Consider the following 14,589-nt stretch of genomic DNA (forward strand, 5'->3'; position numbering starts at 1 on the left):
GCCGTTGTAGGCGTCCTCGCTGATCTTCAGCACCAGCGCGTCGCTGCCGTTGCCGATCGTCGTCGTGGTGGTGGGCGGGGTGGTGGTGGGCGGAGTGGGCTTGGGCGGAGTGGGCGTGGGCGTGGGCGGAGTGGGTGCGGTCACCACCGGCGCGGTCGGGGTGTTGCTGATCGGCGGCGTGTTGGCGCTGTCGGGAACGGCGAGGGAGTAGGTGGGATCCCTGGAGAAGGTGGCCTCGTCGACGAAGGGCGGCTTGGCCGCTACCAGCGCCTTGTAGGCGGACAGCGCGTCCTGGCTGCCCGTCAGCTCGTAGATGGCGGACAGGCTTGCCAGCGCCACCTGGGCGTAGTTGCCGTCCACCTTGGCCCAGCCATTCCCGTTGGAATAGCCGCGCGCGATGGTCTGCGCGCCGATCTCGGCCCAGGTCTTGTAGATGGCGCCCGTGCTCTGGTCGCTGATCGCGATCAGGTAGGCCACGCCGTCATGCATCTTGAAGCCGCTGCTCTCGTGCGTGAAGCGGCCGACCAGGAAGTTCATCTCCCATTTCAGGAAGGTGAGCGCATCGGCGTTGCCCGCCCGCGCCGCGGCGGCGGCGGTGGAGGCGAAGTAGTCCTGCTGCCACTCGGGCATCGCGCCCTTCACGCCGTAGTCGCCGGGAACCCAGCCATGGGCCTCGCCCTGCTTGGCCGTCCATTCCGGGATCTTGGAGACGAGCCACTTCCAGTTGCCGTTGGATGCGGCCTGGAAATACGCCTTCTCGGCGCTGCCCTCGGGCGCGGCCCAGGCGGCCTCGTCCACCTGGCGCAGGCCCCAGGCGGCCGAGCGGACCTGCGCGCCGTTCGCGAGCATGTCGGCGGCGTTCAGGCGCTGGGCCGGCCACTCGTTCATGATGGTCGCCGAGGCCTGGGCAAAGACGTTGTCCAGGATCCAGCGCTCCCCCGTCATCAGGTAGGGGACGTAGGACAGGTCGGGCTGGTGAGCCGTGTCGAAGGTCCAGCCGGTGTTGCCGGCGATGCCCTGCACCAGCGTGCCCGAGTTGGAGGCGCCCGGCGTGCCCACGCCGCCGCGCCCGTCGAGCCAGAGCTTGGGGTAGTTGTCGGTGTTCAGCCAGGTGCCGTTCGCCGCGTCCCAGAAGTGGATGGGGATGGCGTTGGCGGCATCGGCCTGGCCCAGCGCATAGGCGGCCGCGTTCGCGTCCTGGGTCATCAGCCAGGCGGTGTTGCTTTGGGTGGTGATGCCGATGTCGCCGCGGCCGCCGGTGGCCGGCATGTACTGGGTGACGCCGTTGGCGGCCAGCGGGGCGCTCCAGGAGGCGGCGTCGTTGGCCGCGTCGAAGCCGTTGAGCAGCGAGCTGTCCACACCGATCGCCAGGTTATAGGGCGCGACGGCGCCGGTGGCCTGGAGGTAGCTGGTGTCGTGCTGGATGTTGAGCCAGCCGGCCTTCTCGCTGCCCAGGCCCTGTCCGCCGCTGGTGCCGGTGGTGAAGGTCTCGTGCCAGTTCTGGTACTGGGCCTGGTTGACGGTTTCGTTGGCGACCGTCTTGCCGTCGAGCTGTGCCGTAAGAGTATAGTTCACCCGGCCGCCGGTGGCCTGCATGGCGTCGTCGTTGTTGAACTGGGCATCCACGGAAAGCCCGCCGCCCTTGTAGGCGGTGACGTCGAAGATCATCCGCTGCGAGCCCGGCAGGTCGATGCTGATCCGTGCTTCCGTCGCGAACTCGCCCTTCTGCCAGAAGGAGGCGGTGCCGTTGGCCAGCGCGGTCTTGAGGGCGGCCAGCACGTCGATGGTGGTCGTTGCGCCGCCCGCGGGCGTCATGCTGACCGTGAAGGAGTGGCCGCCGGCGGCCTGGGCCAGGTCGATCGCGGAGGCCGCGGAGGCCGTCCCGTGGGAGAGCACCACGTCCAGCGCGGTGCCGGCCGCCATGTCCGGCCGTTCCAGCGAGAGCACCACCATCTTGGCGGAGCCGTCCGCATAGGTGGTCTTGACGTCGACCTGAACCGCGACGGTCTGACCGTTGATCTGAGCGACCAGCCCGCCGCCTTTTGGCAGGTCCCCCTTCTCGAAAACCTGGCCGAAGGTGGTGACGCCACCTTGCAGGGTGGCAGCGCCGGCGTTCTGCAGCTTCAGCGCGACGATGTCGTTGGCGCCGGTGGATGCGAAGGTGGGGAGGACAACCCGGGACATAGCTGAGCCTTTCGTTGGCCGATGGAGGCCAGCCACCTCTCAGGCAGCCGTGACTTCACATAATCGTGTGAACACAAAAAAGTGAAGTCAGCTTTTGTGCATCAAAGTCGTGCATTCGTAAATTCGTGATGTACTGTGACTTTCATGTCGACGGCAGCATGATCCCTGGAGAGGGGCCACGCGCCTGCAATCGGCTTGAGCACACCGATCGAAGGGGCTGCAACCCGCTCATTCCTTTACCGATCTATGGGATTTGAGAAAAACGTCCGGTGATGAGCGCACATGGCTCTTTTGGGTCAGGCTTGATCGTTTTGTTTTTATAACTGTCAAGGATTTGCAGTCTTGCCGTGCGGGGAGTTGAGCGGCTCGCCCGGGCGCCTCGCACTCTTGCAAAGTAATTTCGTTCCGTACTTGTCGATTATCCTGATATCGCGTCGATCTGGGTGTGACCACGCAGCGCACATCGGCGCTCAGTGGCCTGCTGGAACCGTCGCCAACCACGTTTTCCTGCTACGTTGTTCGCGCACCAACCCGGTCTCCCATGCATCAAACCCGACGCTCCCTCGCGGCCCACATTCTTGCCGCCCTTTCGCCCGCTCCTTTCGCCAAGCCAGCCCTCGCGCAGGGCCTGCCCGCCACCGGCGCCGAGATCCGTGGCCTGCTTCAGCGGGCACGGGACAGCTCGAACACCTCGGCCACGCGACTGCGCCTGGCGGCGGAGCGGACCCTCGAACGCATGGACAACCTCGGCCTCGATCACGGCTCTGGCCCGGGTGGGGGGCGCGTGGTGGTCGTTAACATCGCGGCGGCGGAACTCGTCGCCTATGAGGAAGGGCGGGAGGTGCTGCGGTCCCGCATCGTGGTGGGGGCGGCGCGCACGCGCACGCCGCAGCTTGCGACCTTCGTCACCTCGGTCCGCACCAACCCGCCCTGGTACGTGCCTGCCAGCATCGAACCGGAAATCCGTGCGGCCGGCGCGGTCGGCTTCCGCGTGGTCAACGGACGCCTGATCCAGCCGCCGGGCCCCGCCAACCCGCTCGGTGCCGTGCGGATCGGGCTGCTGGATTCGGACGGCATCTTCCTGCACGGCACCAGCGCCCCTGCCCTCTTCGCCCGGCCGGACCGCGCGCTCTCCCACGGATGCGTGCGGGTGGAGCGCGTCCGCGACCTGGCGGCCTGGGTGGCCGGAAGCACGCCGGCGGCGATGCAGGCCATGCTGGCCACCGGCCGCACGCTGGAACTGCCGCCCCCGCAGGAGGTGCAGGTGGTGCTGGGCTATTTCACGGCCTGGCCGAATGCCGCCGGACGGGTCGTCGCTCACGCCGATCCCTACGGCCTCGATGCGGCCGGAAGCCGCCGCGCGGCCTTCCGCCGGGTGCCTCGCCCGGCGCCCCAGAGCCCCGCGGAGGCCGAGGACGCCGCCCGCCCGCCGCCGCAGGAGGACAACCCGCTTTAAGCGAGGACCGGCCCCGGCGGAGATACCGGCCGCGCTAGGACCAGCCGCCGGCCGCGGCCTTCACGCCTGGCTGGCAGCTCCTGCTTGCGGACGCGTCAGCTTCGCTCGGGCGGGCGCTCCGCGCGGCGGGAGGCCGCGATGCGGTCGAGCATGGCCGTGGCATAGCGCCCCGCCTCGGCCAGCGGGACCCCGCTTCCGGGGAGGTTCTCCATCTCGCGTGCGGCATCGGAGCTGTTCGCAACAAAGACCAGCATCGAAACGACCTCCTCGAAGTCCGCGGGCGGTAGCCGCGCCGCGACGGCCGCGATGGTCATTTCCAGAACGAGCAGCCGTGTGCCGACATCCCCGGATGCCGGGTGATCAAGCCTGGCAGCGGCTTCGTCCGACATCATGCTTTCCCCCCGGCCTGCGGGAACGCTAGCCTGGGCCATCGGGCAGGATCAACCGTCCGGGGAGCGGAACCATTCCCCCGCCCGAAAGCCTTTCGCTTCCGAAACTTTATTCTTATGATGCGGTGTCGGATCAGGATGTTTCTGGCGGTGCATACAGGAAAGAACGGCACGGCCTCGGCCAGCTTGCGGCTTCTGCTCCCCCTCTCCCTCGTGGTGCCGGGGCTGCTCTTCGCGGCCGTGGCCTGGTGGTCCCACGGGCGGACCTTCGCCGAAGCGGAACGCGACCTGATCCGCACGAGCGAGGTCGCGCGCGAGCACGCCTCCAAGGTATTCGACACGCACCGGCTCATCGCCGACCGGATCAGCCACCTCTTCGCCGGCCTGGACGATGAAGCCGTCGCCCGCGCGGAACCCGCCCTGCACGCGGCCATACGGGGTGCCATGGCCGGGCTGCCCCAGGTGCAGACGGCGATCGTCACCAACGCGGCGGGCCGGGCCGTGGCCAGCGCCACCCGGTTGCCGGTGCCGCCCGGCCTGGACCTCAGCGACCGCGACTACTTCAAGGCCCTCCGCCAGGGCGAGGCGCCCATCCATGTCAGCCACATCCTGGCCGAGCGCCTGACCGGCCGGGCCTTCTTCGGCCTGGGCCGCCGGCGCGAGGGCCCCAGGCGGGCGATCCCGCGGCGACCGCCCCCGTGTTCCACGGCGTGGTGAACGTCGCGGTGACGCCGGGTTATTTCACCGCCTTCTACGAAACGCTGAAGGGCGGCGCGGAGGACGGCGCGGGCAAGGTCATCGCCCTGGTCCGCGAGGACGGGGAGATCCTGGTCCGGAACCCGCCGCTGGCGGCCCCGGCACCGCTGGTTCCGCCCGGCAGCGCTTTTCTCTCCGCCCTGGAGCGCGCGCCCGGCGCGGGCACCTTTGTCAGCCGCTCCGTGGTGGAAAGCGGCCATCCCGAGCGGATCTTCGCCTATAGCCGCGTCCCCGGCGTGCCCGTCCTCGTTGTCGCCGCCCGGTCGACCCAGGCGATCCTGGCGGACTGGCGGCGGGAGATGGCCCCTTATCTGCTGGTCGTGGTGCCGACCACGCTGGCCCTGTTCCTGCTCACCCTCACCGCCGCGCGGCGTGCCCTGCGGGAGGAGGAGGCGCTCGAGCAGGCGCGCACGGAAATGGCGCGGCGCGAGGCGGCCGAGGAGGACCTGCGGCGCACCCAGCGGCTGGAGGCCGTGGGCCAGCTCACCTCCGGCATCGCGCATGACGTGAACAACCTGCTGACGGTGATCACCGGCAACCTCCACTTCCTGTCCCGCGCGGGCATGGACGAGGCGCGGCGGCGGCGCCACGTCATCAACATCCAGGCCGCGGCGGAGCGCGGCGCGAAGCTCACGGGGCAGTTGCTGGCCTTCGCCCGGCAGCAGCGGCTGGTGCCGCAACCGGTGGACCTGAACGCGGTGGTGACCAGGCTGGGCGCCGTGATGGCCACCACCATGGGGGGCATGATCCGCCTCGATACCGCGCTCGCGGCATCGCTCTGGCCGGCACGCGTCGATCCCGCGCAGCTTGAGCTGGCGCTGGTCAACCTCGTGATCAACGCGCGAGACGCCATGCCCGCGGGCGGCACGGTGGTGATCGGCACGGCCAATCTTTCGCTCGAGGCGCCCATCCTTCCCGCGGGGCCGCCGGCCGGGGACTACGTGGTGCTCTCGGTGACCGACACCGGCACGGGCATGGCGCCGGGCGTGGTCGCGCGCGCCTTCGAACCCTTCTTCACCACCAAGGGGCCGGGCCGGGGATCGGGGCTCGGCCTTTCCCAGGTGCACGGCTTCGCCCACCAATCCGGCGGCGGCGTGCTGATCCGGAGCCGCCCCGGCGAGGGCACGGAGGTCCGGGTCTTCCTGCCCCGTGCCAGCGAGGCCGCCCCGGTGGCACCGCCGAACACGGAGCACGAGGCCGGTTCGCCCCAGGGGCAGGCCACCGTTCTGGTGGTGGACGACGATGAGGCGGTCCGGGCCGTGACCGCGCAGATGCTGCGGGAGATGGGCTATCGGGTGATCGAGGCCGAAAGCGGCGCCGCCGCCCTCAGGGTGCTGGCAAGGGCGGGGATGGCGAACGAGGGAGCGGCAGGCGAAGGCCTGGCACCCGGGGAGGAGGTGCGGATGGCCGTGCTCGACTACGCCATGCCCGGCATGAACGGCCTGGAGCTGTGCTGGCGCCTGCGCCTGCGCCGGCCGGGCCTGCCGGTGCTGTTTCTCACCGGTTATGCCGACATGGCGTCCCTGGTGGACGAGCCGGCGAGTGACGTGCTGGCCAAGCCCTTCCGCATGGCCGACCTCGCCGCGCGAATGGAAGCGCTGCTGCGGCCTGGGCCGGTTGGGACCGAGGAAGCGCTCGCGGCCCGTTCGTAGCGCCGGCATCAACCCAGTTATGTTGCGTTGCAATATTTTCGCTTGCGCCGGATGGGAAGAAGGGCCATTCTCCCCTTGCAGCCGCTCGGCCATGCCGGGTTGCTGTTTTCTTGGACGTTTCCTCCCTAAACTCGGCGGCACCCTCGGGTGCCGCCTTCTTTTTTTGTCCGGGCGCTCCGTGGCCGGCCGCCGGGACCTGATCCTGCGGGCCGCTCAGGCGGCGCGCAGCACCACGATGCGGGCCGCGCCGTGCTGGCGCTCCGCCACCATCTCCCAGTTTTCCGGCACCGGCATCGCCTCTTCCCGCCCCACTTCCAGGCAGGCCAGGGCCGCGGGGGCGATCCATCCCGCCGAACGCAGCGCCGCCAGCGCGGGCGGGCCCAGTTCCTTGCCATAGGGCGGGTCCAGGAACACCAGGCCACAAGGGACCTCGGCCCGCGGGGGGCGCAGCGCGTCGCAGGCCAGCACCTTGGTCCATTCCTCGGCCTTCAGGGAGGCGACATTGGCGCGCAGCACGGCCAGCGCGGCGCGGTCACGCTCCATGAAGACCGCCCGGGCGGCGCCGCGGGACAGGGCCTCCAGCCCCAGCGCCCCGGTGCCCGCGAAGGCGTCCAGAACCAGCGCGCCCTCCACCATCGCACGGCCCGCCCAGGGCGCGTGCCACAGGGCATCGAACAGGGCCTGGCGCACGCGGTCGGCCGTCGGGCGGGTGCCCTCGCCCGGTGGGGACAGCAGCGTGCGGCCCCGCCAGCGGCCCGCGACGATTCTCATGTGCGCCCCGTCACCCCTCGGTATGGGGCTTGGCGCCCCAGGGGGTGCGGTGCGGGTCGCCGGCGCGGCGGGCACGCGGGGCGCGGGCCGGGCGATCGCCACGGGAAGGGGGCGCGCCTTCGTCGGGCGGCGGCGCCGTGCGCTCGATGCCGCGCTGGATGCGGGGCGCGGCGCCGATGCCGAGCTGGTCGCGCATGGTGCGGGCATTGACCTCCTCCACCGCGCCCGCCGGCAGGGTGCCGAGTTGGAAGGGGCCGTAGGCCACGCGGATCAGCCGCGTCACATGCAGCTCCAGGTGCTCCATGACCCGGCGGATCTCGCGGTTCTTGCCCTCCTGGAGGGACACGGTCAGCCAGGCATTGGTGCCCTGGCGGCTGTCCAGCCCGGCCTGGATGGGACCGTACTTCACGTCGCCCACCGTGACGCCGCGGGCCAGCCAGGCCAGCCCGGCCTCGTTCACCTTGCCATGCACGCGCACGCGGTAGCGCCTGAGCCAGCCGTTGGAGGGCAGTTCCAGCTTGCGCGCCAGGGCGCCGTCGTTGGTCAGCAGCAGCAGCCCCTCGCTGGTCAGGTCCAGCCGGCCGATGGACACCAGGCGGGGCAGGCCGGCCGGCAGCTTCTCGAACACCGTGGGGCGGCCCTGGGGGTCCTTGTGGGTCGTCACGAGGCCGTCGGGCTTGTGGTAGCGGAACAGCCGCGTGGGCTCGGGCGCGCCCACCAGGCGGCCGCTCACCGTGATGGCGTCCCCCGGCGAGACGAAGGTGGCGGGGCTTTCGACCTTCGCGCCGTTGAGGGTGACGACGCCCTGGCCGATCAGCGCCTCCGCGTCGCGGCGGCTGGCGACGCCGGCCCGGGCCAGGAACTTGGCGATGCGCTCGCCGCGCTCCGCCGGGGGGGTGTCCTCGCTCATGTGGCAACCCGTTCCTGGCTGGTGTGGCGGGCGGCCTCCACGAAGGCGTCCAGGATCGCCTGGTCGCGGGGGTCCACCGCGTATTCGGGGTGCCACTGCACGCCCAGGCAGAAGCGGTAGCCCGGGTGCTCCAGCCCCTCCACCACGCCGTCCGGGGCGCGGGCGTTCACGACGGCGCCCTCCCCCGGCCGGTCCACCGCCTGGTGGTGGGCGGAGTTCACGGCCATGGCGGGGGCGCCGACGATGCGCGACAGCAGGGTGCCCGGGGTCAGCGCCACCTCGTGCCCGGGTTCGGTGCGGGGGTTGGGTTGCTCGTGGGCCAGGGCGTCGGGCACCGTGTCCGGGATGTGCTGGATGAGGGTTCCGCCGAGCGCGACCGCCAGAAGCTGTTCCCCCCCGCAGATGCCGAGCACCGGGATGTTCCGCCGGAGCGCGCCGCGCAGCACCGCGATCTCGAAGGCGGTGCGGCCTTCCTTCAGCACCACGGTGTCGTGGCGGGGGCCGCCGCCATACATCGCCGGGTCCACGTCGAAGGCGCCGCCGGTGACCAGCAGGCCGTCCAGCCGGTCCAGGTAGTCGTCGGCCAGGGCGGGGTGGTGCGGAAGGGCGATGGGCAGGCCGCCCGCCGCCGTCACGGCGCCGAAGTAGTTCTGGCGCAGCGCGTACCAGGGCAGCTTGGAATAGCTGCCCGGCTCTTCCGCATCGAGGGTGAGGCCGATCAGGGGTCGTGCGGTCATGAGGGGGTTGGTAGAGCCTGGACGGGCGCTTCCACAAGCGCCCGTGTTGCGTTGCGGAGGCTCGCATGACGGATGGCACGCCCATGGCGCTGGCGCTCGACGAGGCGCGGGCCGCCGCGGCGCGGGGCGAGGTGCCGGTGGGCGCGGTGGTGACGGACCCCGCAGGGCGGGCGCTGGCCCGGGCCGGGAACGAGGTGGAGGCCCGCCGCGACCCCTCCGCGCACGCCGAGATACTGGCGCTCCGCGGCGCGGCGGCGGTGCTGGGGGAGAAGTGGCTGGCGGGCTGCACCCTCTGGGTGACGCTGGAGCCCTGCCCCATGTGCGCCCAGGCCTCCTCCCTGTTCCGGGTGCGGCGGGTGGTGTTCGGGGCCTACGACCCCAAGGGGGGCGGGGTGGAGCATGGGGCGCGGGTGCTCTCGGCCTCCTCCTGCCACCATGTGCCGGAGGTGGTGGGGGGCGTCCGGGAAACCGAGTCGGGCGGGCTTCTGCGCGCCTTCTTCGCGGAGCGTCGCTGAGCCGGAGAGCCAGGCCGCCGGTGCAACCGGAAGACGATTCCGTGCCTCGACCTTCGCAGGATGTGAGCGCGCCCGGCGGCGAATGGCGGCTAGCCTCATCCTGGCCGCCCCTTGCCCTGATCCGACAGGAGACCCGCCCATGCCACGCCGACGACGCCTTCTGCTCGCCGCCGCCGCACTGCCGGTGCCCTTCCTGGCCCAGGCCCAGGGCACGCTCACCCTGCTCAACGTCTCCTACGACCCGACGCGCGAGTTCTACCGCGCGTACAACACCCTGTTCGCCGCGCAGTGGGGCGCGAAAGGCGGGCAGGCGTTGCGGGTCAACACCTCCCATGGCGGCTCGGGGCGCCAGGCGCGTTCGGTGATCGACGGGCTGCAGGCGGACGTGCTCACCCTGGCCCTGTCCTACGACATCGACGAGGTGGCCCAGCGCGGCCTGCTGGACACCGGCTGGATGGGCCGGCTGCCCCACAACAGCGCACCCTACACCAGCACCATCGTGTTCCTGGTGCGCAAGGGGAACCCGAAGGGGCTGCGCGACTGGGGAGACCTGCTGCGGCCGGGGGTCGCGGTGATCACCCCCAACCCCAAGACCTCCGGCGGGGCGCGCTGGAACTACCTGGCGGCCTGGGCCTGGGCGCGGCGGCAACCCGGCGGCAGCGACGGCTCGGCCGAGGAGGCGATGGCGCGCCTGTTCCGCAACGTGCCCGTGCTGGACACCGGCGCGCGCGGCTCCACCACCACCTTCGCCCAGCGCGGCCTGGGCGACGTGCTGCTGGCCTGGGAGAACGAGGCGCATCTCGCGATCCAGGAGTTCGGCGCGGAGAAGTTCGACATCGTCTATCCCTCCCTCACGATCCTGGCCGAACCGTCCGTCGCGGTGGTGGACCGGATCGTGGACCGGCGCGGCACCCGCGCGGTGGCCGAGGCCTATCTCCAGGGCCTCTATGCGCCCGAGGGGCAGGCGCTGGCGGCGAAGCACTTCTATCGCCCGCGCGATGCCGCCGTGCTGGCGGCCAACGCCGCCCGCTTCCCCGACATGGCGCTGGTGACGGTGGACGACGCCTTCGGCGGCTGGGCCAGGGCGCAGCCGGCGCATTTCGCCGATGGCGGGATCTTCGACCGAATCTCGCGGGCGGCGCGGTGAGCGCATCCATCCTGCCGGCGGGCCGCGCCTCCCCCGCGCAGGCGGTGCCGGGCTTCCGCGCGACGCTCGGCGTCACCCTGCTCTGGCTGGGGACGATCGTGCTGATCCCGCTGGCCGCGCTGGCGCTGCGGCCGCTGGAACTGGGCCCGGCGGGGCTGCTGGCCTCGCTGTCGGAGGAGCGGGTGGCGGCGGCGCTGGGGCTGTCCTTCGGGGCGGCGCTGCTGGCGGCGCTCATCAACCTGCCGCTGGGCCTGCTGCTGGCCTGGGCGGTGGTGCGGCTGCGCTTTCCCGGGCGCGGCGTGCTGGACGCGGCGCTGGACCTGCCCTTCGCCCTGCCGACCGCGGTGGCCGGCATCGCGCTCACCGCCGTGACGGCGCCGAACGGCTGGATCGGCGCGCCGGTGGAGGCCCTGTTCGGATGGAAGATCGCCTTCACCCGCGCGGGCGTGGTGCTGGCGCTGGTTTTCGTGGGCCTGCCCTTCATCGTCCGCACGGTGGAGCCCGTTCTGCGCGACATGGCGGCGGAGGCCGAGGAAGCGGCGGCGACGCTGGGCGCCACGCGCGCGCAGACGGTGCTGCGCGTGGTGCTGCCGGGGCTGCTGCCGGCCCTGCTGACGGGCTTCGCCCTCGCCTTCGCGCGGGCGGTCGGGGAATATGGCAGCGTCATCTTCATTGCGGGCAACCTGCCCGGGCTGACGGAGATCGCGCCCCTGCTGATCGTGATCCGCCTGGAGCAGTTCGACTATGCCGGCGCCGCGGCCGTGGGGCTGGCGATGCTGGTGCTGTCCTTCGCCGTGCTGCTCGGGATCGAGCTGCTGCAGCGCCGGCTGCGCCGGGGGCGGCAATGAGGGGCGGCTTCCGCCCGGCCGCGGAGGACGCGCCCTGGGCAAGGCGGCTGCTGGCGGGGGCGGCGATCCTGGTGGGCATCCTGCTCCTTGCCCTGCCTTTGGCCGCGGTGTTCGCGGAAGCGCTGCGGCGCGGGGTGCCCGCGGCGCTGGAGGCGCTGTCCGAGCCCGACACGGTTTCGGCCATCTGGCTGACGCTGCTGGTGGCGGCGATCACCGTGCCGGTGAACCTCGTCGGCGGGCTGGCGGCGGCCTGGTGCATCGCCAAGTTCGACTTCCCGGGAAAGCGGCTGCTGACGGCGCTGATCGACCTGCCCTTCTCCGTGTCCCCCGTGATCGCGGGGCTGGCCTTCGTGCTGATGTTCGGCGCGCGCGGCTGGTTCGGCCCCTGGCTGGAGGCGCGCGACATCCAGGTGATCTTCGCCGTGCCCGGGCTGGTGCTGGCCACGCTGTTCGTCACCTTTCCCTTCGTGGCCCGCACCGTGCTGCCGCTGATGGCGGAGCAGGGGCGGGAGGAGGAGGAGGCGGCGGCCACGCTGGGGGCCGGGGGCCTGCGCACCTTCCTGATGGTGACGCTGCCCAACGTGCGCTGGGCACTGCTGGCGGGCGTGCTTCTCTGCAACGCGCGGGCGATGGGGGAATTCGGGGCGGTGTCGGTGGTGTCGGGCCATATTCGCGGGGAAACCAACACGGTGCCGCTGCATGTCGAGATCCTCTACAACGAGTACCAGTTCGCCGGCGCCTTCGCGGTGGCCGCCCTGCTGGCGCTGCTGGGGCTGGTGACGCTGGCGGCCAAGACCGTGCTGGAGCGGATGGCCGGGCGCGTGGTGGAACCGCATGCGGGGGGCGCCGCTTGACCGTGGAGGTGCGCGACGTGGTGCGCCGGTTCGGGGGGCTCGCCGCGCTGAACGGTGCCACGCTCTCGGTCGCGGAGGGGGAGTTCGTGGCGCTGCTCGGCCCCTCGGGCTCGGGCAAGACGACGCTTCTGCGCGCCCTGGCGGGGCTGGAAGGGGTGGATTCCGGCAGCGTCCGCATCGCCGGGCGCGACATGGCGGGCGTGCCGGCGCGGGCGCGCGGCATCGGCGTCGTGTTCCAGCACTACGCCCTGTTCCGGCACATGACGGTGTTCGACAACGTGGCCTTCGGCCTGCGCGTGCGGCGCCAGCGCCCGCCCGCCGCCGAGATCGCGCAGCGCGTGCGCCGCCTGCTGGAGCTGGTGCAGGTGCCGGAGCTGGAGCGGCGCTTCCCCGAGCAGATCTCGGGCGGGCAGCGCCAGCGCGTGGCGCTGGCCCGGGCGCTGGCGATCGAGCCGCGTCTTCTGCTGCTGGACGAGCCCTTCGGCGCGCTGGACGCGCTGGTGCGCAAGGAGGTGCGGCGCTGGCTGCGCGGGCTGCATGACGAGCTGGGCGTCACCAGCATCCTCGTGACGCACGACCAGGAGGAGGCCATGGAGATGGCCGACCGCGTGGCCGTGATGGAGCGCGGGCGCGTGGTGCAGGTGGACAGCGCGGCGGCCCTGCTGCGCGCCCCCGCCACCGCCTTCGTGGCGGGCTTCGTGGGCGATGCCGCGCGGCTGCCCTGCGCCGTGCGGGGCGGCGTCGCGCGCTTCGATCCCCTGCCCATCGCGCCCATCGCGGCCGCCCTGCCCGACGGGCCCGCCACCGCCTTCGCCCGGCCCGGCGAGATGGTCGCCGGGCGCGGCGCGGGGGAGGCCCGCGTGCGCCTGATGCGCGAGGAGGTGGAGGGGCCCGCGCGGCTGGTGGTGCAGGCGGGCCCCGCCGTGCTGGACGCCGTGGCGGCCCCGGGAGCGTCCTTCGCCAAGGGCGATCCCTGCCTGCTGTCGCTGCGGGGTGCCCATGTCTTCGCGGCCGACGGCACGCGCACCCGTGCGGGCTGAGGCCTGGCAACGGCCACGCCGGGGCAGGCGTTCAGCCCGGGTTCAAGGAGGATGAGCATGTCCGACCAGCCCCCCCGCCCCGGCGACGAGACAAGCGCGGATGCCCCGCAGACCGCGCCCAACACCTGCCCGGCCTGCGGCGGCACCGGCGCCGTCCAGGGCAAGCCGTGCCCGACCTGCGAGGGCACGGGCGAGGTGACGGTCACGGTGGGCGACGCCTGACCCGCCCCGGCCCGTGACGCGGCGGGCCGCAACGGGCAGAGTGCCGGGCGACAGGCCTGCTGAACGAGGCCGCACCGGAGGAATGCCCATGATCACCCGACGCCGCCTCGGCGCAGGCGCCACCGCCGCGGCCGGCCTGGTTCTCGCCCGCCCGGCCCTGGCCGCCTTCCCCGACCGCCCCATCACGGTGGTGGTGCCCTTCGCCCCCGGCGGTGCCAACGACCTCGCCGGGCGGCTGCTGGCCGACCGCATCGGCCCGCTGCTGGCGCCCGAGGGACGGGCGCTGGTGGAGAACCGCCCGGGCGGTGGCAGCGCGATCGGCGCGGAATACGTGCGCCGCGCCCGGCCGGACGGCTACACGCTGCTGGTGGGATCGGCCTCCACCCTCGCCGTCGCGCCGGCCTCGGGCGCCGCCGCGGCCCGCTACCACCCGACGCAGGACTTCACGCCGATCACGGTCGTGGGCACCAGCCCGATGGGCGTGGTGGTGCCGGTGAACGCGGGAATCACCACGGTGCAGCAGCTCGTGGCACGGCTGCGGGCCGAGCCCGGGCGGATCGGCTATGCCAGCTCGGGCGTGGGCGGCGTGTCGCACCTGGGGGCGGACTACCTGGCGAACCTCGCGGGCACCAGCGCGCAGCACGTGCCCTATCGCGGCGGCTCGCAGACCGCGGAATCCCTGATCAAGGGGGAGACCCTCTACGCCGTGGACCAGCTCGGCTCCGTGGTCGGGCAGGTGCGCGACGGGGCGCTGCGGCTGCTGGCCGTCACCACCCGCCAGCGCGACCCGAACTTCCCCGAGGTGCCCACCGTGGCCGAGGCCGTGCTGCCCGAGTACGAGCTGACCACCTGGACCGTCATGGTCGGCCCCAAGGGCCTGCCGGACGACGTGGCGGAGGCGCTGAGCAAGGCGGCCAACGCGGCGCTGGCCGAGCCCCGCGTGAAGGAGCGGCTGGAAAGCACGGGCACCACCCCGGTGCCGGACAGCACCCCCGCCTCCACCCGGGCCTTCCTGGACCGCGAGTTCGCGCTCTACACCAACATCGTGAAGCGGATCGGGCTGAAGCTGGACTGAGGGCGCGTCCTGCGGCTTCCTGCGGCCCCACCG

General features: G+C 72.3%; 13 protein-coding genes and 2 pseudogenes. 10 read left to right on the forward strand and 5 right to left on the reverse strand.

All coding sequences use genetic code 11. The features are described 5' to 3' along the window. Window positions 1–2,184 (reverse strand): annotated as a pseudogene (locus ACFFIC_RS25870) (hypothetical protein); the annotation flags it as partial. Window positions 2,185–2,725: 541 nt separating this feature from the next. Here ACFFIC_RS25870 and ACFFIC_RS25875 point away from each other — a divergent pair. Next, window positions 2,726–3,640, forward strand: coding sequence for a L,D-transpeptidase family protein (locus ACFFIC_RS25875; RefSeq protein ID WP_377055856.1), 915 nt, complete (start codon window positions 2,726–2,728; stop codon window positions 3,638–3,640). 95 nt (window positions 3,641–3,735) lie between these two features. Here the strand turns inward: ACFFIC_RS25875 and ACFFIC_RS25880 are convergent, their stop codons facing one another. Continuing rightward, entirely contained in the window at window positions 3,736–4,029 is a 294-nt protein-coding gene (locus tag ACFFIC_RS25880; protein ID WP_377055858.1) for a hypothetical protein, read from the reverse strand. 150 nt (window positions 4,030–4,179) lie between these two features. Between ACFFIC_RS25880 and ACFFIC_RS25885 the strand changes: the two genes are divergently transcribed. Continuing rightward, window positions 4,180–4,746 (forward strand): PDC sensor domain-containing protein, encoded by a 567-nt coding sequence (locus ACFFIC_RS25885; protein ID WP_377055860.1) that lies wholly within the window; start codon window positions 4,180–4,182, stop codon window positions 4,744–4,746. Further along, the gene (locus tag ACFFIC_RS25890) at window positions 4,728–6,437 is read left to right on the forward strand and encodes a response regulator (RefSeq protein WP_377055862.1); all 1,710 of its coding nucleotides are present in this window, start codon (window positions 4,728–4,730) and stop codon (window positions 6,435–6,437) included. The genes ACFFIC_RS25885 and ACFFIC_RS25890 overlap by 19 nt, the downstream gene beginning before the upstream one ends. Before the next feature lie 213 nt (window positions 6,438–6,650). Here the strand turns inward: ACFFIC_RS25890 and rsmD are convergent, their stop codons facing one another. The 3 genes and pseudogenes from rsmD to ACFFIC_RS25905 all read right to left on the reverse strand — a co-directional run bounded on the left by rsmD (window position 6,651) and on the right by ACFFIC_RS25905 (window position 8,855). After that, window positions 6,651–7,208, reverse strand: a complete 558-nt coding sequence (gene rsmD, locus ACFFIC_RS25895; RefSeq protein WP_377055864.1) for a 16S rRNA (guanine(966)-N(2))-methyltransferase RsmD — start codon at window positions 7,206–7,208, stop codon at window positions 6,651–6,653. Window positions 7,209–7,389: 181 nt separating this feature from the next. Continuing rightward, window positions 7,390–8,118, reverse strand: a pseudogene (locus tag ACFFIC_RS25900) (pseudouridine synthase); the annotation flags it as partial. Next, window positions 8,115–8,855 carry a gamma-glutamyl-gamma-aminobutyrate hydrolase family protein gene (locus ACFFIC_RS25905; protein WP_377055868.1) on the reverse strand — a complete coding sequence of 247 codons (741 nt, stop codon included), beginning with the start codon at window positions 8,853–8,855 and terminating at the stop codon, window positions 8,115–8,117. The pseudogene ACFFIC_RS25900 and the gene ACFFIC_RS25905, both read right to left, overlap by 4 nt. An 83-nt stretch (window positions 8,856–8,938) precedes the next feature. Here ACFFIC_RS25905 and ACFFIC_RS25910 point away from each other — a divergent pair, with 83 nt between their 5' ends. The 7 genes from ACFFIC_RS25910 to ACFFIC_RS25940 all read left to right on the forward strand — a co-directional run bounded on the left by ACFFIC_RS25910 (window position 8,939) and on the right by ACFFIC_RS25940 (window position 14,556). Further along, a complete protein-coding gene (locus ACFFIC_RS25910; RefSeq protein ID WP_456306972.1) occupies window positions 8,939–9,370 on the forward strand; it encodes a nucleoside deaminase in 432 nt (143 codons plus the stop codon). Window positions 9,371–9,509: 139 nt separating this feature from the next. Then, entirely contained in the window at window positions 9,510–10,517 is a 1,008-nt protein-coding gene (locus tag ACFFIC_RS25915) for a sulfate ABC transporter substrate-binding protein (protein ID WP_377055872.1), read from the forward strand. Beyond that, entirely contained in the window at window positions 10,514–11,365 is an 852-nt protein-coding gene (cysT, locus tag ACFFIC_RS25920; protein WP_377055874.1) for a sulfate ABC transporter permease subunit CysT, read from the forward strand. Before ACFFIC_RS25915 ends, cysT begins: the two co-directional genes overlap by 4 nt. Then, window positions 11,362–12,219, forward strand: coding sequence for a sulfate ABC transporter permease subunit CysW (cysW, locus tag ACFFIC_RS25925; protein ID WP_377055876.1), 858 nt, complete (start codon window positions 11,362–11,364; stop codon window positions 12,217–12,219). Before cysT ends, cysW begins: the two co-directional genes overlap by 4 nt. Window positions 12,220–12,221: 2 nt before the next feature. Further along, window positions 12,222–13,259 carry a sulfate/molybdate ABC transporter ATP-binding protein gene (locus ACFFIC_RS25930; RefSeq protein WP_377055946.1) on the forward strand — a complete coding sequence of 346 codons (1,038 nt, stop codon included), beginning with the start codon at window positions 12,222–12,224 and terminating at the stop codon, window positions 13,257–13,259. Window positions 13,260–13,316: 57 nt separating this feature from the next. Beyond that, window positions 13,317–13,481 (forward strand): hypothetical protein, encoded by a 165-nt coding sequence (locus ACFFIC_RS25935; RefSeq protein ID WP_377055878.1) that lies wholly within the window; start codon window positions 13,317–13,319, stop codon window positions 13,479–13,481. Between the two features lie 88 nt (window positions 13,482–13,569). After that, window positions 13,570–14,556, forward strand: a complete 987-nt coding sequence (locus ACFFIC_RS25940; RefSeq protein WP_377055880.1) for a Bug family tripartite tricarboxylate transporter substrate binding protein — start codon at window positions 13,570–13,572, stop codon at window positions 14,554–14,556. Window positions 14,557–14,589 lie beyond the last annotated feature (33 nt).

The organism is Muricoccus vinaceus, assembly GCF_042433125.1.
Classification (GTDB): domain Bacteria; phylum Pseudomonadota; class Alphaproteobacteria; order Acetobacterales; family Acetobacteraceae; genus Roseomonas; species Roseomonas vinacea.

Bases quoted from the DNA above. Each gene is read 5' to 3' on its own strand.
- ACFFIC_RS25875 (WP_377055856.1), top strand. From the start codon at position 2,726: ATGCATCAAACCCGACGCTCCCTCGCGGCCCACATTCTTGCCGCCCTT.
- ACFFIC_RS25880 (WP_377055858.1), bottom strand. From the start codon at position 4,029: ATGTCGGACGAAGCCGCTGCCAGGCTTGATCACCCGGCATCCGGGGAT.
- rsmD (WP_377055864.1), bottom strand. From the start codon at position 7,208: ATGAGAATCGTCGCGGGCCGCTGGCGGGGCCGCACGCTGCTGTCCCCA.
- ACFFIC_RS25905 (WP_377055868.1), bottom strand. From the start codon at position 8,855: ATGACCGCACGACCCCTGATCGGCCTCACCCTCGATGCGGAAGAGCCG.
- ACFFIC_RS25910 (WP_456306972.1), top strand. From the start codon at position 8,939: ATGGCGCTGGCGCTCGACGAGGCGCGGGCCGCCGCGGCGCGGGGCGAG.
- ACFFIC_RS25915 (WP_377055872.1), top strand. From the start codon at position 9,510: ATGCCACGCCGACGACGCCTTCTGCTCGCCGCCGCCGCACTGCCGGTG.
- cysW (WP_377055876.1), top strand. From the start codon at position 11,362: ATGAGGGGCGGCTTCCGCCCGGCCGCGGAGGACGCGCCCTGGGCAAGG.
- ACFFIC_RS25935 (WP_377055878.1), top strand. From the start codon at position 13,317: ATGTCCGACCAGCCCCCCCGCCCCGGCGACGAGACAAGCGCGGATGCC.
- ACFFIC_RS25940 (WP_377055880.1), top strand. From the start codon at position 13,570: ATGATCACCCGACGCCGCCTCGGCGCAGGCGCCACCGCCGCGGCCGGC.